The 21,248-nt window shown below is 69.3% G+C and carries 17 protein-coding genes; 11 read left to right on the forward strand and 6 right to left on the reverse strand.

All coding sequences use genetic code 11. The features are described from left to right. Window positions 1-4 precede the first annotated feature (4 nt). Both hemE and priA read left to right on the forward strand, forming a co-directional pair. Window positions 5-1,111 carry a uroporphyrinogen decarboxylase gene (gene hemE, locus BXA03_RS23985; RefSeq protein WP_076511703.1) on the forward strand — a complete coding sequence of 369 codons (1,107 nt, stop codon included), beginning with the start codon at window positions 5-7 and terminating at the stop codon, window positions 1,109-1,111. A 332-nt stretch (window positions 1,112-1,443) separates the two neighbouring features. Beyond that, window positions 1,444-3,570, forward strand: coding sequence for a replication restart helicase PriA (gene priA / locus BXA03_RS23990; protein ID WP_200803427.1), 2,127 nt, complete (start codon window positions 1,444-1,446; stop codon window positions 3,568-3,570). Window positions 3,571-3,578: 8 nt separating this feature from the next. Here priA and BXA03_RS23995 read toward each other — a convergent pair whose 3' ends face one another. Beyond that, window positions 3,579-3,806, reverse strand: a complete 228-nt coding sequence (locus BXA03_RS23995; protein WP_143476432.1) for a hypothetical protein — start codon at window positions 3,804-3,806, stop codon at window positions 3,579-3,581. Between the two features lie 115 nt (window positions 3,807-3,921). Next, window positions 3,922-4,896, reverse strand: a complete 975-nt coding sequence (locus BXA03_RS24000) for an AEC family transporter (RefSeq protein ID WP_076511705.1) — start codon at window positions 4,894-4,896, stop codon at window positions 3,922-3,924. A gap of 102 nt (window positions 4,897-4,998) precedes the next feature. On the opposite strand from BXA03_RS24000, the gene BXA03_RS24005 reads away from it, so the two are divergent. The 4 genes from BXA03_RS24005 to BXA03_RS24020 are packed head-to-tail and all read left to right on the forward strand — an operon-like array spanning window position 4,999 to window position 9,662. After that, a complete protein-coding gene (locus BXA03_RS24005) occupies window positions 4,999-7,065 on the forward strand; it encodes an ATP-dependent helicase (RefSeq protein WP_076511706.1) in 2,067 nt (688 codons plus the stop codon). Window positions 7,066-7,087: 22 nt separating this feature from the next. Continuing rightward, window positions 7,088-7,513, forward strand: a complete 426-nt coding sequence (locus tag BXA03_RS24010; RefSeq protein ID WP_076511707.1) for a hypothetical protein — start codon at window positions 7,088-7,090, stop codon at window positions 7,511-7,513. Further along, window positions 7,450-8,697, forward strand: a complete 1,248-nt coding sequence (locus tag BXA03_RS24015) for a phospholipase A (RefSeq protein WP_143476433.1) — start codon at window positions 7,450-7,452, stop codon at window positions 8,695-8,697. Before BXA03_RS24010 ends, BXA03_RS24015 begins: the two co-directional genes overlap by 64 nt. After that, a complete protein-coding gene (locus BXA03_RS24020) occupies window positions 8,697-9,662 on the forward strand; it encodes a patatin-like phospholipase family protein (protein ID WP_076511709.1) in 966 nt (321 codons plus the stop codon). The genes BXA03_RS24015 and BXA03_RS24020 overlap by 1 nt, the downstream gene beginning before the upstream one ends. A gap of 102 nt (window positions 9,663-9,764) precedes the next feature. On the opposite strand, the gene BXA03_RS24025 is transcribed toward BXA03_RS24020, so the two are convergent. The 3 genes from BXA03_RS24025 to BXA03_RS24035 are packed head-to-tail and all read right to left on the reverse strand — an operon-like array spanning window position 9,765 to window position 14,479. Next, window positions 9,765-11,789: a hybrid sensor histidine kinase/response regulator gene (locus BXA03_RS24025; protein ID WP_083716397.1), complete on the reverse strand. Its 2,025-nt coding sequence runs from the start codon at window positions 11,787-11,789 to the stop codon at window positions 9,765-9,767. Then, on the reverse strand, window positions 11,782-12,240 hold the full coding sequence (locus BXA03_RS24030; RefSeq protein ID WP_017758603.1) for a response regulator: 459 nt from the start codon (window positions 12,238-12,240) through the stop codon (window positions 11,782-11,784). The genes BXA03_RS24025 and BXA03_RS24030 overlap by 8 nt, the downstream gene beginning before the upstream one ends. Then, window positions 12,233-14,479 carry an ATP-binding protein gene (locus tag BXA03_RS24035; protein ID WP_076511711.1) on the reverse strand — a complete coding sequence of 749 codons (2,247 nt, stop codon included), beginning with the start codon at window positions 14,477-14,479 and terminating at the stop codon, window positions 12,233-12,235. The genes BXA03_RS24030 and BXA03_RS24035 overlap by 8 nt, the downstream gene beginning before the upstream one ends. A 710-nt stretch (window positions 14,480-15,189) precedes the next feature. On the opposite strand from BXA03_RS24035, the gene BXA03_RS24040 reads away from it, so the two are divergent. The 4 genes from BXA03_RS24040 to cyoD are packed head-to-tail and all read left to right on the forward strand — an operon-like array spanning window position 15,190 to window position 19,169. After that, on the forward strand, window positions 15,190-16,113 hold the full coding sequence (locus BXA03_RS24040) for a ubiquinol oxidase subunit II (RefSeq protein WP_076511712.1): 924 nt from the start codon (window positions 15,190-15,192) through the stop codon (window positions 16,111-16,113). A 16-nt stretch (window positions 16,114-16,129) separates the two neighbouring features. After that, a complete protein-coding gene (locus BXA03_RS24045; protein WP_200803431.1) occupies window positions 16,130-18,166 on the forward strand; it encodes a cbb3-type cytochrome c oxidase subunit I in 2,037 nt (678 codons plus the stop codon). Further along, complete coding sequence (locus BXA03_RS24050) at window positions 18,163-18,789, forward strand: cytochrome c oxidase subunit 3 (protein ID WP_076511714.1); 627 nt, start codon at window positions 18,163-18,165, stop codon at window positions 18,787-18,789. Before BXA03_RS24045 ends, BXA03_RS24050 begins: the two co-directional genes overlap by 4 nt. Then, window positions 18,786-19,169, forward strand: a complete 384-nt coding sequence (cyoD, locus tag BXA03_RS24055; RefSeq protein WP_083716403.1) for a cytochrome o ubiquinol oxidase subunit IV — start codon at window positions 18,786-18,788, stop codon at window positions 19,167-19,169. Before BXA03_RS24050 ends, cyoD begins: the two co-directional genes overlap by 4 nt. A 676-nt stretch (window positions 19,170-19,845) precedes the next feature. Here the strand turns inward: cyoD and BXA03_RS24060 are convergent. Next, the gene (locus tag BXA03_RS24060; protein ID WP_083716405.1) at window positions 19,846-20,601 is read right to left on the reverse strand and encodes a GntR family transcriptional regulator; all 756 of its coding nucleotides are present in this window, start codon (window positions 20,599-20,601) and stop codon (window positions 19,846-19,848) included. A 486-nt stretch (window positions 20,602-21,087) separates the two neighbouring features. On the opposite strand from BXA03_RS24060, the gene BXA03_RS27460 reads away from it, so the two are divergent. Next, the gene (locus BXA03_RS27460) at window positions 21,088-21,222 is read left to right on the forward strand and encodes a hypothetical protein (RefSeq protein ID WP_255377224.1); all 135 of its coding nucleotides are present in this window, start codon (window positions 21,088-21,090) and stop codon (window positions 21,220-21,222) included. Window positions 21,223-21,248 lie beyond the last annotated feature (26 nt).

The following is a 21,248-nucleotide window of genomic DNA, read 5'->3' on the forward strand; positions in this document are numbered from 1 at the left end:
AGCGATGCCCTTCGCCCCTCTCCAGAACGACAGCTTCCTGCGCGCCTGCTGGCGTCAGGCCACCGACCACACGCCCATCTGGCTGATGCGCCAGGCCGGCCGCTACCTGCCGGAGTACGTCGCCACACGCGCCCGGGCCGGCAGCTTCATGGGCCTGGCCACCAACGTCGACTACGCGACCGAGGTCACGCTGCAACCCCTGGACCGCTTTCCGCTGGACGCGGCGATCCTGTTCTCCGACATCCTGACCGTGCCCGATGCGATGGGCCTGGGACTGTCCTTCGAGGCCGGCGAGGGCCCACGCTTCGCGCGCACCGTGCGCGACGAGGCGGCGGTCGACGCCCTGCAGGTGCCCGACCTGGAGCGCCTGCGCTATGTGTTCGACGCGGTCGCCTCGATCCGCCGCGCGCTGGCGGGCCGCGTTCCACTGATCGGCTTCTCGGGCAGCCCGTGGACGCTGGCCTGCTACATGGTCGAAGGCAGCGGCTCCAGCGACTGGCGGCATGCCAAGGCGCTGATGTACGGCCGCCCGGACCTGATGCACCGCATGCTGGCCGTCAACGCCGACGCCGTGGCGGCCTACCTCAACGCCCAGATCGACGCCGGCGCGCAGGCGGTGATGGTGTTCGACAGCTGGGGCGGTGCGCTGGCCGACGGCGCCTTCCAGGAATTCAGCCTGGCCTACACGGCCCGCGTCCTGTCCCAGCTCAAGCGCGAGGGCGCGGACGGCCAGCGTGTGCCGCGCATCGTCTTCACCAAGGGCGGCGGCCTGTGGCTGGAGGCGATGGCGACGCTCGACTGCGAGGTGCTGGGCCTCGACTGGACGGTGGACCTGGCCCTGGCACGCGCCCGTGTGGGCGAAGGCCCGGGCGGCAAGGCGCTGCAGGGCAACCTGGACCCGAACGTGTTGTTCGCGCCGCCCGGCCGGGTCGCGGCCGAAGCCGTGCGCTTGCTCGACCGCTTCGGCGCGCCGCATCGGGATGCGGCGACCACCGGCCCGACGCACATCTTCAACCTCGGCCATGGCATCAGTCAGTTCACTCCCCCGGAGCATGTGGCAGCGCTGGTGGAGGCGGTACATCGGCATTCGCGGGCCCAACGCGCGGGCTGAACCCGCGTGAAGCCGCATGAACAGGGCGCCGGCAGCGGATTCGCCCTTTGTCAAGCCCCCGGGGCATCACTTATGCACAAAGTTCGTGCTGCGGTGCGCCAAACGTTGAAGCGCCTCGCAGTCGGCCTGAACCGCAGACCCGCCCCGCTAAGTCCTTGATTTTCCTCGGATCGGCTAAATGCCTTTTTTGTGGGCATCTTGGCCAAGCCCTTGATTCGACGGGCTTCGGAGGCTTTCGCAGCCGCCTATCAACAAAGTTATCCACAGCAACGCTGGATGACTGCCAAACCCCACACGAATCAACTACTTAGCTGTTGCTTCTTGAAACAAGCATGAAAGAAGCCGCCCAAAGCCGCATCCGCGTCCAGGTGGCGGTGCAGACGCCCGCCCACAGCGGCATTGCCGAACCTTTGACTTACATGGCCCCGCATCCCCTGCCGGCCGGGGCGCTCGTGCGCGTGCCGCTGGGGCAGCGCGAGGTGCTCGGCGTGGTCTGGGGAGAGGCCGCACAGGCGCCTGAAGGTGCCACGCTGCGCGACGTGACCGCCGTGCTCGAGGGGCTGCCGCCGCTGTCCGCCGGCTGGCGCGACCTGGTGGCCTTCGCGGCGCGCTACTACCAGCGTGCCATCGGCGAAGTGGCACTCGCCGGCCTGCCGCCGCAGTTGCGGGAGCTGGGTGCCGAGCAACTCGCGCGGCGCCTGGCCCGCAAGGCCAAGACCTCGCCCACCGTGGCCGAGGGTGACGTGCCCCGCGCGCCCACCCCGGAACAGGCCGCCGTGCTGGCCGAGCTGCGCGCGGGCGACGCCGGTGCCTTCCTGCTGCACGGGAGTACGGGCAGCGGCAAGACCGAGGTCTACCTGCAGACCGTGGCCGAACTGCTGGCCGCCGACCCCGAGGCGCAGGCGCTGGTCATGGTGCCCGAGATCAACCTCACGCCCCAGCTGGAGGCCCGCTTCGTCGCCCGCTTTGCGCCCGTGTATGGCGCCGGCGCCGTGGTGTCGATGCACAGCGGCCTGACGAATCCGCAGCGTCTGGGCAGCTGGCTGGCGGCGCACCTCGGGCGCGCCCGCATCGTGCTGGGCACGCGCATGGCCATCTTCGCCAGCCTGCCGAAGCTGGCGCTGATCGTGGTCGACGAGGAGCATGACCCCAGCTACAAGCAGCAGGAGGGCGCCCGCTATTCCGCCCGCGACCTCGCCGTCTGGCGAGGCCGGCGCGAAGGGGCCAGGGTGCTGCTTGGCTCGGCCACCCCCTCCCTGGAGAGCTGGTGGGGCAGTCGCCCCCCATCGGACGGCGATGCCGGGGGCCGCTACCGGCGGCTGGCCATGCCCAGCCGCGTCGGGGCCGGCGCATTGCCCACCGTGCGCCTGGTGGACATGAACCTGCAGCCGCCGCGCACCCGACTCAGCGCGGGGCTGATGGACGCCATCGCCCAGCGCGTGGCGCGCGGCGAACAGAGCATGCTGCTGCTCAATCGCCGTGGCTACGCGCCGGTGCTGGCCTGCAGCGCCTGCGAGTGGAAGAGCGAATGCCCACACTGCAGCGCCTACCGCGTCTTCCACAAGATCGACCGCAGCCTGCGCTGCCACCATTGCGGCTTTGCCGAGCGCGTCCCACGCGCCTGCCCGACCTGCGGCAACCTGGACATCGCGCCCGTGGGTCGCGGCACCGAGCGGCTGGAAGAGGAACTGGCCGAGCTGCTGGCCGGCGTGCGGCGGCCCGAGGCGCAAGGCCGTGGACCGGTGCGCATCGCCCGTATCGACGCCGACAGCACCCGGCTCGAAGGCGCGCTGTCCCGTCAACTGGCACAGGTCCACGATGGTGCCGTGGACGTGCTGGTGGGCACGCAGATGATCGCCAAGGGCCACGACTTCCGCCGCGTCACGCTGGTGGCGGCCATCAACCCGGACGGCGCGCTGTTCTCCAGCGACTTCCGCGCGCCGGAGCGGCTGTTTTCACTGCTGATGCAGTCCGGCGGGCGCGCGGGACGCGACAGCGCATGGCTGGCAGCGCAAGGCAGCCGGGCGGAGATGTGGATCCAGACCTTCCACCCGCAGCATCCGCTGTTCGCCGCGCTGCGCCGGCACGACTACGCGGCATTTGCCGAGCAGCAACTGGAGGAGCGTCGCGCCGCGAGCCTTCCGCCCTTCGCCTTCCAGGCCCTGCTTCGCGCCGATGCGCGCACGCAGGAGGCGGCGCAGGCCTTCCTGACAGCAGCGAGCGCGGCCGTCGACGACCTGCCGGAAGCGGCGGCCGTGCAGCGCTACCCGGCCGTGCCGCTGGCCATCCAGCGGGTGGCCAATGTGGAACGGGCACAGATGCTGGTGGAGAGCGAATCGCGCATGGCGCTGCAGCGCCTGCTGGCGCACTGGCATCCGCGGCTGCATGCGCTCAGGCGCAGCCCGGAGGGCCAGGGAATCATTCGGTGGCTGGTGGACGTGGATCCACAAAGCATCTGAGCACAGGCTCAGGCCTGTCGATGCTCGACGTGTCCGATGGGTGGCTTGATGACCTGCACATAGGAGAGCACGCGGCGACGCGTCGACCGCAGTCGGCCTGCCCACGCGCCAAGCGCGAGCAGCACACCCGCGGCCGCAAGCAGGGCGGCGGCCCAACGCACCTGGCCATGCATTGCCATTGCACCCACCGCGGCCAGCGCCGCCACGGCGACCATCACGCGAACCCATGTCTGCATGATCAGAACCTCGGAAACATGCGCTCACATTAGGCGGTGTGCCGCAGGCGCGGCGTAGGAATATCGCGCATGCCTGCAGGGTCGAACGGCCTATGGCGAACGGCCCGGCCGGTGCTCAGCGCACCCAGGCCACGGCCAGCGGAAAGCTCAGGAACGCCACCACGGTGGTCCACAGGATGATGCGCGCCACCCGGCCGGTGTCGGCGCCATAGCGCTCGGCCAGCATCGAGACGTTGCTGGCGCTGGGCAGTGCCGCCGTCAACACCAGGGCAGCGCCGGCCAGCGGCAAGAGCCCGGTGCCGGCCGCTGCCAGCGCTGCCACCAGACCGACGATCAGCAGCGGGTGGACGACCAGCTTGAAGCCGACCACCGGCAGCAGGTCACGCAGCGCCACACCCCACGGCGCCTGCGCGCCCTCGTCCCGCGCCCGCAAGGCGGAGCGGGCCAGCACCGCACCGATGGTGAACAGCGCCGCCGGCGATGCCGCATCCGCCAACATGCCCACCGTGCGATCGACTGGCGCGGGCAGCTTCCACTGCAGTGCCGAGGCCACCGCGCCCAGCACCATCGACCAGGGCATGGGATTGCGCACGATGCCCCCCAGCGCGCGCCGCACGGCCTGCGCCGCCGCGCCGCCCTCGTGCACATCGAGCCGCGACAGCGCGATGCACAGCGAGGAGGTCAGGACCATGTCGAAGGCGATGGTGACGATCACCGGGCCCGCCACCGCCGGCCCCATCAAGGCCGCGAGCAAGGGCACGCCCATGAAGCCGGTATTGGGGAAGGCCGCCACCAGCGCACCGAAGGCGGCGTCGTTCCAGCTGTGGCCGGCGCGCCGCGCGGTGGCGGTGGCCAGCGCGACCATGGCCAGGGCGGCCACGCCCCACACCAGCGCCACGCGCGCGTCGAGCAGCTGCGCCAGCGGCGTACCGGCCGCGAAGCGGAACAGCATGCAAGGCAGCGCGAAGTAGAGGACGAAGACGTTCAGGCCCGGAATCGCCTCCAGCGGCATCAGGCCGCGCCGGGCGGCCAGATAGCCCAAGGCGATGAGCGCGAAGAAGGGGAAGGTGGCGGCAAAGACGGCGAGCACGACCGCGCATTCTCCTCGCAGGCCCCCCGCCAGTATCATTGCGCGCTTTTGCGTCCGGCCGATCCAGCGTCGCGGCGCGTGCAGCCCTCCCCCCTTCTCGCCATGTCCTCCGGCCTCAATCTCGCCCAGCAGGAAGCGGTCAACTACCTCCACGGGCCCTGCCTGGTGCTCGCCGGCGCGGGTTCGGGCAAGACGCGGGTGATCACCCACAAGATCGCGCGCCTGATCCAGGCCGGCCTGGAGCCCAAGCGCATCGCGGCCATCACCTTCACCAACAAGGCGGCGGCCGAGATGCGCGAGCGGGCCAAGGGCCTGATCGGCCGCGACGCCAAGCAGGTGGTGGTGTGCACCTTCCACGCCCTGGGCGTGCGCATGATGCGCGAGGACGGCGGCGTGCTCGGCCTCAAGCCGCAGTTCAGCATCCTGGACGCGGACGACGTCACCAAGATCCTCAAGGACGCCGGCGGCACCACCGACACGGCCACCGCCCGCACCTGGCAGTGGACGATCAGCAAGTGGAAGAACATGGGCCTCAATTCGGCCGAGGCCGAGGCCCAGGCGGTGGACGACAACGAGCGCATCACCGCCAAGATCATGGCCCGCTACGAGGAGCGGCTGACGGCCTACCAGAGCGTGGACTTCGACGACCTGATCGGCATGCCGCTGCAGTTGCTGCACAAGCACGAGGCGGTGCGCGAGAAGTGGCAGAAGCTGCTGGGCCACATCCTGGTGGACGAATACCAGGACACCAACGCCACGCAGTACGAGGTGCTCAAGCTGCTGGCCGGCGAGCGCGGCCGCTTCACCGCGGTGGGCGACGACGACCAGTCCATCTACGGCTGGCGCGGCGCCACGCTGGACAACCTCAAGAAGCTGCCGATCGACTATCCGCAGCTCAAGGTCATCAAGCTGGAGCAGAACTACCGCTCCACCAGCGCCATCCTGCGCGCGGCCAACAACGTGATCGGGCCCAATCCCAAGCTCTTTCCCAAGACGCTGTTCAGCGAGCTGGGCGAGGGCGAGCCGGTGCGCGTGGTGGACTGCGACAACGAGCAGCACGAGGCCGAGCGCACGGTGGCCCGCATCCAGGGCCTGCGCGAAAGCTCCACGCACAAGGAATGGCGCGACTTCGCCATCCTCTACCGCGCCAACCACCAGGCGCGCATCTTCGAGCAGGCGCTGCGCCGCGCCAACATCCCGTACAAGGTGTCGGGCGGCCAGAGCTTCTTCGACCGCGCCGAGATCAAGGACCTGTGCGGCTGGTTCCGGCTGTGGGTCAACAACGACGACGACCCGGCCTTCCTGCGCGCCGTGACCACGCCCAAGCGCGGCATCGGCCACACCACGCTGCAGCAGCTGGGCGTGTTCGCCAGCCAGTACAAGATCAGCCTGTTCGAGGCGCTGTTCTCGCCCTCGCTGCCCAGCGCGGTACCCAAGCGCGGCATCGAGGGGCTGCACGAGTTCGGCCGCTACATCAACGACCTCGAATACCGCGCCCGCCACACCATCGGCGCCGAGGGCGCGCGGGCCTTCCTGACGGACTGGCTCAAGGACATCGAGTACGAGAAGCACCTCTACGACGGCGAGGACAGCGAGCAGGCCGCGGCCAGCCGCTGGACCAACGTGCTGGAGTTCTGCGACTGGATGTCGCAGCGATGCGGCGGCCAGGTGGAGGACGCCTCCGGCGCCACCAGCGGCCCCGAGGCCAAGAGCCTGCTGGAAGTCGCGCAGACCATCTCGCTGCTGTCCACCATCAGCGAGCGCGAGCAGGACCAGAACGTGCTCACGCTCTCCACCCTGCATGCCTCCAAGGGCCTGGAGTGGCCGCACGTGATGCTGGTCGGCGTAAACGAGGGCCTGCTGCCCTTCAAGCTGGACGACGACGAAGGCCGGCAGGAGAAGGTCACGGAGAACATCGCCGAGCGCCTGCAGGAAGAGCGCCGCCTGATGTACGTGGGCATCACCCGCGCGCAGCGCACGCTGGCCGTGAGCTGGATGAAACGCCGCAAGAAGGGCCGCGAGATGGTGCAGGCCGCGCCCAGCCGCTTCATCGCCGAGATGGCGCTCGACAAGACGACCGCCAAGGAAGACCCGCGCGAGAAACTCAAGGCGCTGCGGGCAGAGTTCGCCCGCCGCGCGGCAGCCGCGGCTGCCGAACCGTCCAACTGAGATTGCCCTCCCGGAGCCTTCGATGCGCCTGTTGTCGCCCCTGTTGATCGCGCTGGCCGTTGCCGGCTGTGCGGGCACGCGCGTGCCTCCGGGCTGCCCTGCGACGGCCAGTGACATGAAGCCCTCGGACCTGTACGGCTGGTGGGATGCGCGCTTTCAACCCGACGCGGCCGTGGCCGACGTCGAACTGCGCCCTCATCCGGAATACGCAGGCAGCGTGCGCGGCACCATCGCCAGAGCCGGCGCTCCGCTGGCCCAGCTGGCCGGAGACATCAACCCTGACGGCCAGCTCAGCCTCGACGAATCACGGGACGGCCGCACGATCAGCGCGGTCTGGACCGCAGACCTGCAGCCCGCCTCATGCGGCAAGGAGTTCACTGGAACATGGCGCAATACCGCCACCGAGCAGAGCGTGCCCGTCGCCCTGCGCAAACGCCCCTCACCCTGAGCATCCTGGCGTTGGCCGCCCTGACGGCCCCGCTGGCCGCACAGGCTCAGTCCCGCGCCCCCGCGCAGTCCGCCCCCGCGCCCGGCCTGCCGCCGAGCCCTCTGGCCGGGGCCCAGCTCACCTGGCAGCAATGCGCCCGCCTGGACCAGGACAATGCCGCGCGGCTGGCCTGCTTCGACCGCTGGGCATTGCAGCAGCAGGCGCCTGCCGCCGCGCTGCCACCGGCACCGCCGGCGCTCGCCGCAGCCCAGCCACCGGATGCGCCCGCCGTCGACAAGCCGGTGGACGTGGCCCAGCCCGCCACCCGCGTGATCGCCGTGGCCGACACCGAAGGCTGCCGCGACCGCCAGTACTCGGTGCTCTCGCGTTTCTGGGAGCTGGAGGAAGGCAGCAGCTGCGGCACCTTCACCTTCCGCGGCTACCGGCCGCTGAACGTGTCGATTTCGGCCGCCGACGGCCGGCCACAGACGCCCACCTCGCCCGCCGAAGGGCACACCGGCACGGCCATGGCCTACCAGCCGACCGAGATGCGCATCGGCCTGTCGGTGCGCACCAAGCTGGCCGAAGGCCTGCTCACGCGCGGTGACCCGCTGCGCCGCGATTCGCTGTGGTTCGGCTACACGCAGCAGTCCACGTGGCAGGTCTTCAACTCGGACCTGTCGCGGCCCTTCCGCACCACGGACCATGAGCCCGAGCTCATGTATGCCTATCCCCTCGACCTGAACCTGCCTGGCGGCTGGCGCTGGCGCTACGCAGGCCTTGGGCTCGTGCACCAGTCGAACGGCCAGAGCCTGCCGCTGTCGCGCAGCTGGAACCGCGTCTACCTGATGGGTGGCGTGGAGCTGGACAACCGCTTCGCCATCACGGCGCGCGTGTGGCAGCGCATCCACGAGAGCGCCGCCGACGACGACAACCCCGACATCACCAAGTACCTTGGCCACAGCGAGATCATCGGCACCTGGAACATGGACCCGGTGAACACCCTGCGTGGCACCGTGCGCGGCATGCTCGGCGGCAGCGGCAAGGGCTCGGTGCGGCTCGAATGGCTGCGCGCCATCGGCGATCCGGCCAAGAGCGACCTGCGCTTCCACCTGCAGCTGTTCCATGGCTACGGCGACACGCTGGTCGACTACAACCGCAAGCGAACCGTGTTGTCCCTCGGCGTGAGCCTGGTGGACTTCTGATGCCACGGCGGCCCCGCATCGGCCTGGCGCTGGGCAGCGGCTCGGCGCGGGGCTGGTCGCACATCGGGGTGATCCGCGCGCTCGAAGAGGCGGGCTATGCGCCCGATGTGGTCTGTGGCACCTCCATCGGCGCGCTGGTGGGCGCCATCTATGCCGCGGGTCAGCTGGACTGGCTGGAAGGCTGGGTGCGCAAGCTCACCTGGCAGGGCGCGGTGGGCATGCTGGACCTGAAGATGGGCGGGGGGCTGATCGAAGGCGGCAAGCTGCTCAAGTTCTTCCGCGAGCATTCGCAGGACCCGGACTTCGCCGACCTGCCGCGCGCCTTCGGTTGCGTCGCCACCGAGCTGGCCACCGGCCGCGAGGTGTGGCTGCGCGAGGGCCCCGTGATCGATGCGGTGCGCGCCTCGATGGCCCTGCCCGGTCTGTTCACACCGACGCAGCAGGATGACCGCCTGCTGGTGGACGGCGGGCTGGTCAACCCGATCCCGGTCTCGCTGTGCCGCGCCATGGGTGCCGACCTGGTGATCGCGGTGGACCTCAACTGGGACCTGATCGGCCGGCGCAACCGCACGGCCTCACCCGATGCGCAGGAGGCCGCCGGCAGTGCGGTGACGGCGGCGCCGCCGGCTGCGGCCGGCGTCCTCGCAACGGTGCTGGGCAAGCTGCGGCCCGCGCCGCGCGCGCCGGCCGGCAGCACGACGGAGATGCCCTCGCTGCTCGACGTGCTGGGCACCAGCCTGAACATCATGCAGGTGCGCATCACCCAGAGCCGCATGGCCGGCGAGCCGGCCGATGTGCTGGTGCGCCCACGCCTGTCGGACATCGCGGCGATGGACTTCCACCGCGCCGCACCGGCCATCGCCGAGGGCGAGCGCGCAGCCCGTCAGGCGCTGCCGCTGCTGGCCGACCTGGCCGTGCCCCTCAAGGACGGTGGAAGTCTGCCGCCGGTGACCGTCCAAGGCTGAGCGGCGGCGCAGGCCGACCGGTGCTGCCGGGCGGTACCGGCACGCGGCGCCCCGCGCGGGGGCGGCACGGTCCCGGCATCCCACGCCACCGACCTTCGACGTTCAGCTGCGATGCAACGCAGCCTGCAGCGTCTCGTGCACGACCTCGGGGTCGGCCGGCTTGATCAGGTGCGCCGCGAAGCCGGCAGCCTGGGTGCGCTGGCGGTCGATGGGGCTGCCATAGCCGCTGAGCGCCACCACCGGCAGGCGGGCACCCAGGGCCCGGCCGATCTCCACGCCACTGCCGTCTGGCAGGCCCAGGTCGGTCAGCACGATGTCGAATTCCTTCTGCGCGGCGCAGGCCAGGCCCTCGGCCACCGACGCGGCATGGGTGATGGCGTAACCGTAGTCCTGCAGGAAGAGCATCAGCAGCTCGGCCGCCTGGCGGTTGTCCTCCACCATCAGCACGCGGGCGCCCTGGGCGGCGGCGGGCGGCGGCGGCGGGCTGGGCGCGGCACGCAGCGGCTGGGTCTCCTCACGGTCGGCCAGTGGCAGGCGCATCTCGAAGGTCGCGCCCTGCCCTGGCCCGGCACTGGTGGCGGTGAGCATGCCCCCATGTTCGATGACCAGATGCCGTGCGATGGCCAGGCCCAGGCCCAGTCCGCCGAACTGACGCGCCACCTCGCGGTCGGCCTGCTCGAAGGCCTTGAAGATGCGCTCCATCGCATCGGGCGCGATGCCAATGCCGTGGTCGACGACGCGGACCACGAACTGCCCGTCCTTCACCTCGGACTCCAGCCGGATGGCGGCGCCCGACGGGCTGAACTTGATGGCGTTGCGCAGCAGGTTGGCGATGACCTGCTTGATGCGCGCGGCATCGGCCCGCACCCAGGCGCCTTCGGACACGCCGCGCATGCTGAGCTTGAGCTTCTTTTCGGCCAGCGCGCCGCGCATCATCTCGCCGACCTCGGCGGGCAGCGCGGCCGCGTCGAGCCGGTCGGCGCGCAGGCTGAGCTTGCCGCTCGTGATGGTGGAGACATCCAGCAGGTCGTCGATGAGGCGCGCCTCCAGTTCGACGTTGCGGCGGATGCCGGGGATCAGGTCCTTGTGGCGCTCGGGCACGGTCGCCAGGCGCTGCAGCAACTGGGCAGCGAAGGAAATGGCCGCCAGCGGGTTGCGCAGCTCGTGCGACACGATGGCCAGGAACCGGTCCTTGGCCTCGTTGGCGCGCGCCATCTCTTCGTGTGCGGCCTCGGCCTGGGCGACGGCCGCGCGCAGGGCCTCGGCATTGCGGTGCTCGGCAGTGCGGTCGCGGATGATCAGGCAGTAGCGCACGCGGCTGGTGGCCAAGGGCGCTGCGTGGCGCGAGGCATCGCCCTCCAGGCAGGCCACGACCACGTCGGCCCAGCAGGGCTCGCCGTGCAGGGGCTGCAGCCACAGCTGCGCATTGAAGCTGCCACCCGCACAGCTGGCATGGAGCCACTCCATGGGTTGCGGCCCTTCACGGCTGGTGAGGAATTCATGCAGCGCGCGGCCCAGGGCCTCGGGCTCGCTCGAGCCCAGGATCTGCCGGGCGCCCAGGTTCCAGCGCAGCACGCGCGCCTGGGCGTCGAGCAGCACGACGGCATAGTCCGCCAGCGAATCGACCAGGCGGCCGAAGAGCAGGTCGTTGTCCTGGAGGGCGCGCTCGGCGCGTACCCGGCCATCGCGCACCGCCACCTCGCGCAGCGCCCGGTCCACCACCATGGGCAGGCGCGACAGGCGACCCTTGCTCACGTAGTCGGTGGCGCCCTGGCGCAACAGCTCGACGGCGTTGTCCTCGCCGATCACCCCCGAGACGAAGACGAAGGGCACCTGCGGCGCCACGCTGCGCGCCAGCTCGAGCGCCTGCTGGCCCGAATAGCCGGGCAGTTCGAAGTCGGACAGGATCAGCTCGAACCGCTCCTGCTGCAGCGCCGCGGCGTAGCCGGCCTCGTTGCGCACGGTCTTGATCTGCGCATGCGGATAGGCGCGCAGCAGCGCCTCGATCAGCAGTTCGGCATCGAACACCGAGTCTTCCAGCATCAGCACGCGCAAGGGTGCCGCACCACTGCCGGCCGAGGGGACCCGGGAGCCAGGGCTCACGCCGGCGGCCGCCCTGTCATTCATAGCGGCGCGAGGTCTTGACCGAGCCGGGCGGCGGCTCGTTGAGCACCGCCCAGAACACGCCCAGGTCGGCAATGGCCGAGACGAACTGCTTGAAGTCCACCGGCTTGACCACGTAGGCGTTCACGCCCAGTTCGTAACTGCGCAGCACGTCCGATTCCTGCTGCGAGGAGGTGAGCATCACCACCGGCACGCTGCGCAGGCTGGGGTTGGCGCGCACCTGCTCCAGCACCTCCAGACCGTCGACCTTGGGCAGCTTGAGGTCCAGCAGGATGACCGCCGGGTTGCCCGTGCCGCGGTCGGCGAACTCGCCTTCCTGGTTGAGGTAGGCCAGCGCCTGGGCGCCGTCGCGCACGGTGATGACCTCGTTGGCCAACTGGCTGCGTTCGAGCGCCATCAGGGTGAGTTCGAGATCCCGCTTGTCGTCCTCGACCAGCAAGATGGGCTTAAGCATGCAGTTCTCCGGGCTCGTCCTGTGCGGGACCTGGGGGATGGGGGGGCAGCACGAAGCCGAAGCGGGCGCCGCGTCCGGGTTCGCCATGCGCCCAGACCCGGCCGCCATGACGCTCGACGATGCGCTTGACGTTGGCCAGGCCGATGCCGGTGCCCTCGAATTCCTCCGCGGCATGCAACCGCTGGAACACGCCGAAGAGCTTGCCCACGTACTTCATTTCGAAGCCGACACCATTGTCCTCGACCTCGATGCCGCTGCCGTCCGCCTCCCGGATCGCACGCACCTGGATGACGGCCGGGCTGGCACCGCGGGTGTACTTGAGCGCGTTGGCCAGCAGGTTGCGCGTGGCCACCTGCAGCAGCAGCGGATCGGCCTCCAGCACGGGCAGCGGCGCGTCGACCTTCCACTGCACACCCCGGCCCGCGTCGCCGCGCGAGAGCTCGTGGATCAGCCCTTCGATCAGGTCCGCCATCTTCAACGGCCGCAGCTTGAGCGCGGTGCGGCCCATGCGCGAGAAGTCCAGCAGCGCGTCGACAAGTTCGCCGGCGAAGGCGGCCGCGTCCTTGACGTTGGAGAGATAGCGCAGCGCCCGTTCGGAGAGCTGGCGCCCCTCCATGTCTACCACCAGATCGACGAATCCCGCGATGTGGCGCATGGGCGCGCGCAGGTCGTGCGAGACGGTGTACGAGAAGGCCTCCAGCTCGCGGTTGACGCGACTGAGTTCCGTGGCCACCGCGGCCATCTCCTCGGCGCGCCGCAGCACGATGCCGATGAGCGCCTGACGCAGTTCGTCGGCGGCAGCGCGCTCCTCGGCGGTCCAGGACAGGCTGCGGCCACGGATCTTCTGCGCCCAGCTGGAAAAACTGCGCCGCGGATGGAGGCGGCCATCCTCCGGCCGCACTTCCTTGCGCGGATCGCCCGCCCAGGTGATCGTGCGCACATGTTCGGGCCGGAACCACAGCACCAGATGCCGGTGCACCTGCGAGATCGACACCGCCAGGCAGCCGGCGATCTCCTGCCCGGCAGCCCAGGACGGCACCGTGTGCGGGCTCAGCGCGTCGTTGGCATAGACGGGCTCTTCGAGGCCGGCGATCCAGCTCGCCAGTGCGAGTACCTCGGACTTGGGTGGCGTCTCGCCGGTGGTCCAGACCTCGTCGTCCAGCACCACGGCGGCACCGGCGGCGCGCGCCAGCCGCAGCAGGGGCGCGGGCTCGGCCAGCAGGCGCTGCAGGCTGGCATCGCTATCGGACAGGTGCGACACGATCTCCAGGATCAGCTTGCGCAGTTCCAGGCGCTGGGCCGCCGAGGCATTGCTTTCCTTGGCCTGGATCTGCAGCGAGACCAGCCGCCCGAGGTGCTCGCAGGCCAGGCGCGTCGTGGGCGCGAGGTGGCGCGGCTGGTGGTTGTGGCAGGAGATCAGGCCCCACAGGCGCCCCTGCACCACCAGCGACACCGACATGGACGCGAGCGTGCCCATGTTGCGCATGTATTCGAGGTGCACCGGCGACACGCTGCGCAGCCCCGACTGGGACAGATCCACGGGCCGTTCGCTGCCGGGCCCGACCAGCGGCACGGGCGTGTAGTTGGCGTCCGGGATGATCCGGAAGTGATTGAGCGTGTACAGGTCGCGCGCCTGCGCCGGAATGTCGGCGGCAGGGAAGTGGTGGCCCGTGTAGCGCTCGTAGCCATCCTCGGCCACCTCGGCCAGCACATGACCATCGTCGTTCTCGTCGAAACGGTAGAGCAGGCAACGGCCGAAGCCGCTGAGCTGCTTCATCTCGGCGACGGCCAGCTCGGCAAGGTCCTCGATGCTGTCCACGGCCTGCAGCCTCGGCATGAAGGCCCGCGCCACCGTATAGATGGAGGTGCTTCCATGGGCCGGCTCTTCATAAGGCGGCTCGAACTCCACGATGAGCCGGCCATCGCGCGCATGCGCCGAGGCCTGCATGCGGGCACCTTCGCCCACCGCGAAACTGCCCAGCGGCACGGGAAAAGCCTGTTCCGGCAGGGCCTGCAGGCCGCGGGCCAGCAGCTCTGTCACCGCTGCGTGGCGCTCATGCTCCGGCCAGTTGGCGCTCCAGGCGACCTGCCCCCCGGTGGCGATGTCGATCACCAGAAGCCGGCCATGCGGCTGGATGGCTCCGGGAATGCGGATCGGCTCGTCCTCGCAGCGCGCCAGGTCGGCGGACTCCGGACCTGGGGATGGCTTGCGCGCGGGAGAGGCGGGGGACAGAGTCATGCAGTGGGATGGACGCGCTCAGGCCTGCCATGGCAGACCCGTGGACCGGGGCGGACAAAAGGTGGTGGAGCTTCTCAGCTTTTGCTCGCCCGACTTGTAGGCGCAGGCCGACACGCAGGTCCGAAGAATGGACCTCCCGCGTCGCAGGCAAACACCGCCCGGTGGCCCCGCCCAAAAAAAAGGACCTCCCGGATGGGAGGCCCGAAAAGACAGGGCGTGCCTTCGTCGGAAGGCGAGGGAGGAAAAATCAGCCGCCCTGCCTGAATGGCGGCACGGATGGGCCTCGGGAGGATTGGAACCAGGGCCTCGCCGGCGTCAATCGGCTGAGGCGTACCTTAATCGCTCGGAGAGCTTTCCACTGCGCGTCGCAATACATCCAAAGTGTTCGTTCATGAACGATTTCTCGGTTCGCGCCTTTGGTTCTCAGTCCATTCGGATGAGCCAGGCCCCAGCAGCGTGTGGCATTCGGAAGACGCGGACCCGCAGCATGACCTGGCCTGTCGGGCACGACGGCGCCCCTCGCATCCTGCCTTTGCCGTGAGCCCGCGAGCGGGACGGCGCCCAGCACCTGAGTGGGCGACGCGCACCGTCAAGGTCGCGCGGCGCGTCGTGACGTCAGCCAGTCGCGGGGCGGCAAGTCGGCCAGCGGCGCGACTGTGCCATTGCTGCCGAATGGCCCAACACAATGGGCGGCAAGGATGCCACCAGCGATGAAGACTGCAGCGATCACCGGGCCCGGCGTGGGCATCGCGCTCGTGGCCGTGGCGCTGCTGCTGACCGGCTGCGGCGGAATCGGGTTCCTGCATCCGCACGGGCCAGTGGCCGCCGTGCAGCGCGATCTCTTCTTCGAGGTGACGGGCTGGATGATGGTGGTGGTGCTGCCGGCCATCCTGCTCGTCCCCTTCATGGCGTGGCGCTACCGGCGCAGTGCGCGCCACTCGGCCTACCGGCCGGACTGGAAGTTCTCGTGGCCGATCGAGATCGCGCTGTGGGGCGTGCCAGTGCTGCTGGTCGTCATCCTGGCGACGCTCATCGTCCGCAAGGCCGTCGCGCTCGACCCCTATGCGCCCATCGCGTCGGACCAGCCGCCGCTGGAGGTCGAGGTGATCGGCCTCGATGACAAGTGGCTGTTCGTCTATCCACAGGAACAGATGGCCACCATCGGCGTGCTGCCGCTGCCAGTGGGGCGGCCGGTGCACTTCCGCCTCACCAGTGGCACCGTGATGCAGTCCTTCGCCATTCCGGCGCTGGGCAGTCAGATCTACGCCATGGCCGGCATGGTCACCGAGCTGAACCTGCTGGCAGACCGGCCCGGCATGCTGCTGGGCCAGAACACGCAGTTCAACGGCAGCGGCTTCCAGGCGCAGAAGTTCCAGGCCCGCGCCATGCCGCCGGCGGACTTCGCCCGCTGGATCGGGCAGGCCCGCGCCGCCGGCCGGCCGCTGGACGCTGCGGCCTATGCCCGCGTGGCCCGGCCCGGCCAGCTCGCCGAACTGCAACGGCACTTCGACGTCGATCCGGCGCAGGGCCTCGTCTTCTCGGCCGTTCCTCAGGGCCTTTTCGATGGCGTGGTCGCGCAAGCGCGGCCAGCGCTTCCCCATCCTCACACCGGAGCGGCCCATGCCCATCCATGACGGAGGGTGGGGCGTCGTGCTGGGACGCCTGTCCTTCGACGCCCTGCCTTTCTACAGTGCCATCGCCACGGCCGCAGCCTCGCTCGTGGTGCTCGGTGCGCTGGGCGTCGCCGGCCTGCTCACCTGGCTGGGCCGCTGGGGCTGGCTGTGGCGCGAATGGCTCACCAGCCTGGACCACAAGAAGATCGGCATCATGTACGTGGTGCTGTCGCTGGTCATGCTGTCGCGCGGCGTGATCGAGGGCGCGCTGATGCGGGCGCAGCAGGCGGTGGCCCTGGACAGCCCCGGCTTTCTGCCGCCGGAACATTTCGCCCAGCTCTTCTCCACGCACGGCTCGATCATGGTCTTCTTCATGGCCATGCCCTTTCTGACGGGCCTCATCAACTTCGTGCTGCCGCTGCAACTGGGCGCGCGGGAAGTGTCCTTTCCGCTGCTCAATTCGATGTCGCTGTGGCTCACGGCGGGCGGCGCCGGGCTGATGATGGTGTCGCTGGTCCTCGGCAAGTTCTCCACCGGCGGCTGGAGCGGCTACCCGCCGTACACCGAGGCCGCGTTCAACCCGGGCGTGGGGCCGGACTACTGGATCTGGGCCGTCACGCTCGGCTCCATCGCTTCCACCATGACGGGCATCAACGTGGCGGTCACGGTCTACAAGCGGCGCTGCCCGGGCATGACGCTGATGCGCATGCCGCTGTTCTGCTGGACGGCGCTGTGCACCGCCATCCTGATGATCTTCGCCATGCCACCGCTCACCGTGGCCACCGGGCTGCTGGCGCTGGACCGCTACGCCGGCATGCACTTCTTCACCAACGATGCCGGCGGCAACATGATGAACTTCGCCAACCTGTTCTGGCTGTTCGGGCATCCGGAGGTCTACATCCTCATCCTGCCGCCCTTCGGCGTGTATTCGCAGGTCATCTCCAACTTCTCGTCCAAGGTGCTCTACGGCTACGACTCGCTGATCGCGGCCACCATGTGCATCGCCGTGCTCTCGTTCACCGTGTGGGTGCACCACTTCTTCACCATGGGCCAGAGCGCCAAGCTCAACGCCGTGTTCGGCATCGCCACCATGGCCATCGGCATTCCCACCGGCGTGAAGGTGTTCGACTGGATCCTCACCATGTTCCGCGGTCGGGTGCGCCTGTCGGTGCCCATGCTCTATGCGCTGGCCTTCATGGTGCTGTTCGTGGTGGGCGGCCTCACCGGCGTGCTGCTGGCCAACCCGGCCATCGACTACCAAGTGCACAACTCGGTGTTCCTGGTTGCGCACTTCCACAACATGCTGATCCCCGGCCTGCTCTACGGCCTGCTGGCCGCATACACCTACTGGTTCCCCAAGGCCTTCGGCTTCCGGCTGCACGAGGGCTGGGGCCGCATCGCCTGCGGCTGCTGGGTGACGGGCTTCTGCCTGGCCTTCCTGCCGCTGTACCCGCTCGGCCTCATGGGGATGCCGCGCCGCAGCCAGGCCTTCTTCGAGCCGCAGTACCTGCCTTACACCATCGTCGCCGCCATCGGCGCAGCGTTCATGCTGGCGGCGCTGGTGTCGCTGGGCGTGCAGCTGATCGTCTCCGTCCGCCAGCGCGCCGCCCTGGCCGTGCCGGGCGGCGACCCCTGGAATGCGCGCACGCTGGAGTGGTCCATTTCCTGTCCGGCGCCGCACTACAACTACGCGGTGCTGCCCGTGGTGCACGCCCGTGACGCCTTCCATGCCGCCAAGGCCGCGGGCACCGCCTACCCGGTCACGCGCGACTATGAGGACATCGAGATGCCCCGCAACACCGGCACCGGGGTGGTGGTGGGCGTGGCCCTGGCGGCGGCCTGCTTCGGCCTGGTCTGGTGGATGTGGTGGCTGGCCGGGGCAGGCCTCGTCGTGGCGGTCGGTGCCGTGGTCGCGCGCAGCTTTGCCACCGACACGCTGCACCGCATCCCCGCCGCCGAGGTGCGCCGGCAGGACCAGGCCTGGCTTGCCGTCGCCCGCGCATTGCCGCGCACGGGCCGCGAGGCCGAGGCGAGCCCCGCCAACCGCGGCATGGCCGAGGCGGCCGGCGTATGAACGCCGTCGCCCCCAGCCGGCATCCCGGCATCAACCTTGGCCAGACCGACGCACCGGCCCATCGCGAGGCAGAGGAGACGGTCTTCGGCTTCTGGATCTTCCTGATGAGCGACCTGGTGCTGTTCGCCCTGCTCTTCGCGACCTACGCCGCCATGCTCGGCGCGACGAACGGCGGCCCCGGCCCGCGCGATGTGCTGGAGCTGCGCAGCGTGGGCGCGCAGACCGCGCTGCTGCTGGTGTCTAGCCTGAGCTTCGGCATGGCCTCCCTCGCCATGAAGTACGGCGCGCCGGTGCGCCGCCTGCAGCTGTGGCTGGGACTCACGCTGCTGCTCGGGCTGGCCTTCCTGGGCCTGTCGCTGCGCGAGTTCGCGCACCTGGCGGCGGAGGGTGCGGTGCCGCAGCACAGCGGCTGGCTGTCGTCCTTCTTCGCGCTCGTGGGCACCCATGGCCTGCACGTGGCGCTGGGCTGCTTCTGGATCGGCGTGATGATGGTGCAGGTGCGCGTGTTCGGTGTGCAGCGGCCCGTCAAGCTGCGCCTGCTGCGGCTGGGCCTTTTCTGGCACATGCTGGACGTGGTGTGGATCTTCCTGTTCTCGGTCGTCTACCTGGGGGGCCTGGCATGAGCGGACACCCTTCAGACACAGGCGCCCCGCACGACGCAGGCGCGGCCGAACTGGCATCTGCGCGCAGCGACGACGTCCGGCGGGAGAAGCGCCGTGAACTGCGCGCCTATCTCGTCGGGTTCGTGATCTCTGTGCTGCTGACGGCCCTGCCCTTCGCGCTGGTGGCCGGCGGCTGGGCCACCGGGCTGCGCGCCTATGCCGTCATCGGCGCGGCCGCGCTGTTGCAAGTGGCAGTGCACTTCCGCTTCTTCCTGCACATCGGGCTGGGCCGCTCCACGCGCGACGACCTGCAGCTGATCCTTTTCACCGCGCTGATCATCGTCCTGATGGTGGGCGGCACTGTGTGGATCCTGGGGAATCTGCACGCGCGCATGATGTAGCTGCTGCGGCGGCGGAAGCGCACGGCGGCGGCCTTCACACCGAGTTGCGTTTTCCGCGCGGACGCCGTGTGGCAGGGGGTCGATTATTGGAGATGCGGGCCGGCACAGCGGCGCGCCCCACGCGCGTGGTCAATGCCCTCGGGACGGCGCCAGCTCGGCGGATCGGAAGACGGTTCACGTTTCACGTTTCACGTTTCTGCACGTGATGCGCCGGATTTCAGCGCCACTCCCAACATGCTCGCGGCAGACAGCAAAAAGCCCCTGACTCCGTTGGGAATCAAGGGCTTCGCATTTGGTGGCCTGGGGCGGAATCGCAAAAGGTCCGCAATGCCTCTATCCACGCGCCCTCCGTGAAGTTACAAATTTCCCGGGGTACGGGACGGGGTACGGTCGCAGAAAAGCAACGTATGCGGTCAGTGGTTCGATGTTGGAATAACACGCAACACAACATGTTGACGATGACCAAGGTCGAGAAAGCACATGTATCCGTGAAGATAAGCGGGCAGATAAACGCTGCTGGCGTGGATACGGTGGGAAGCCGACGACGACGCAAACACACTGCGCAGTTCAAGGCGGCGTGATCGCAGATTGCCCGAAGCCAATCGTGTCGATTGCGAGTGGCTTAAAGGCCATGGAGGTGTCGACCACTGGCTGTGAGGGACTTCGTCAGATGGGCCTATCGCGCATGGACGCACACACGCGTCAAGTCTTCCGCCCGCGAGCTCTCCATGCGTATCTCGAAGCAATCTGCGCGGCGCCAGCCCAGCAGCAATTGGACGGACGCGCGGGCCTCGTCCGACACCACGCGCTCCAGGCGCAGCACGGGCTCGTGCTCTGGCACGCCGAGTGCCGCGGCGATGTTCGCCGGGCAGCGTTCGGCCCTCACCGACTGCTGTGCGCCGCCCACCTTCAAGCCGCCTTCCTCCAGGGCCCTGATCAGCGGCTGCCGTAACAGTCGGGCAAGATCCAGCAAATGGGCCAGGCGCTGAGGCACAAAGCTTTCGGTGTAGGTGAGCGGCACGCCGACGCGGCTGCGAAGACGGACCACGCGCAAGACGCGTTCGCCTGCGCCGATGCCCAGCGACCCAGCCACCGGCAGCGTGGCCTCCACCGAGCCGAAGCGCAGCACCTTGCGGTGGTCGGCCCGGCCGCGATCCAGGAACTGGTCCACATGCTCGCGCAGCCGCCGCCGCCTGGCGGTACGCTCAGGGCTTACAGTGGCGGCTACCCGGCGTTCGTGGCGCGTGACCAAACTCTGGTCCTCCAGCCGGCGCAGTGCATGCCGCACCGTGACGCGCGCCACGCCAAACTCCAGGGCCAGTGCACGCTCGGTCGGCAGCGCGCCATCGGGATAGACGCCACTGCGGATGGGCTCGGCCGGCATAACCTCGACACGGTGGTATTTCGCAATGGGGCTGCTGCGGGTCGTCATGGGATGCGTGCCGGATGAGCTGGTTCTAAAAATAGAACCACTGGTTGCCCTTACCGTTGCTGCACCACGTGGCAGACGTCTGCGCCTGGCTCCTCCGCCATGGCATTTCCGCTGAAGCGGTGGTTCAGCCCACAGGGACGGTGACGATCTGCTCGACGGCTTTGCGCGAGAGCATGGCGACGATCTGATCGTGGCTGGCGCCTACGGCCACAGCCGCATGGGCGAATGGATTTTCGGCGGGGCAACCCAGAGCCTGATGCAGCACGCCAGTCGATGCGTGCTTTTCTCGCACTGAGGGCCTTGAATTGCGCCTGAGTGCCGCCATCTGACACTGTTGCCGAATGGGCGGACCCTTCCGCTTCCCGCTGGCCGATGCCGGCGTCTTGCAGACCCCCCTTCTTTTGCCGACACACGCCAGCCGCTGGCATTGAGCGGCTGCGCACCCTCGCCCGCATTGCGGGCCGACCTCGAGAGCAGGAGCACTCCATGGCAGAAAAAGAGCAGAAGCGCGGCAACCGGGAACTGAAAAAACCCAAGAAGAAGCCGGCATCGACAGTCCCGACAACCATTGCAGCGGATCGAACGCCGGCACCACCGGCACGCGTACCCAAGAAGTCCTGACAGACGCTGGGCCACTGCGCCCGGCC

Source organism: Pseudacidovorax sp. RU35E (assembly GCF_900156165.1).
Classification (GTDB): Bacteria; Pseudomonadota; Gammaproteobacteria; order Burkholderiales; family Burkholderiaceae_C; genus Xenophilus.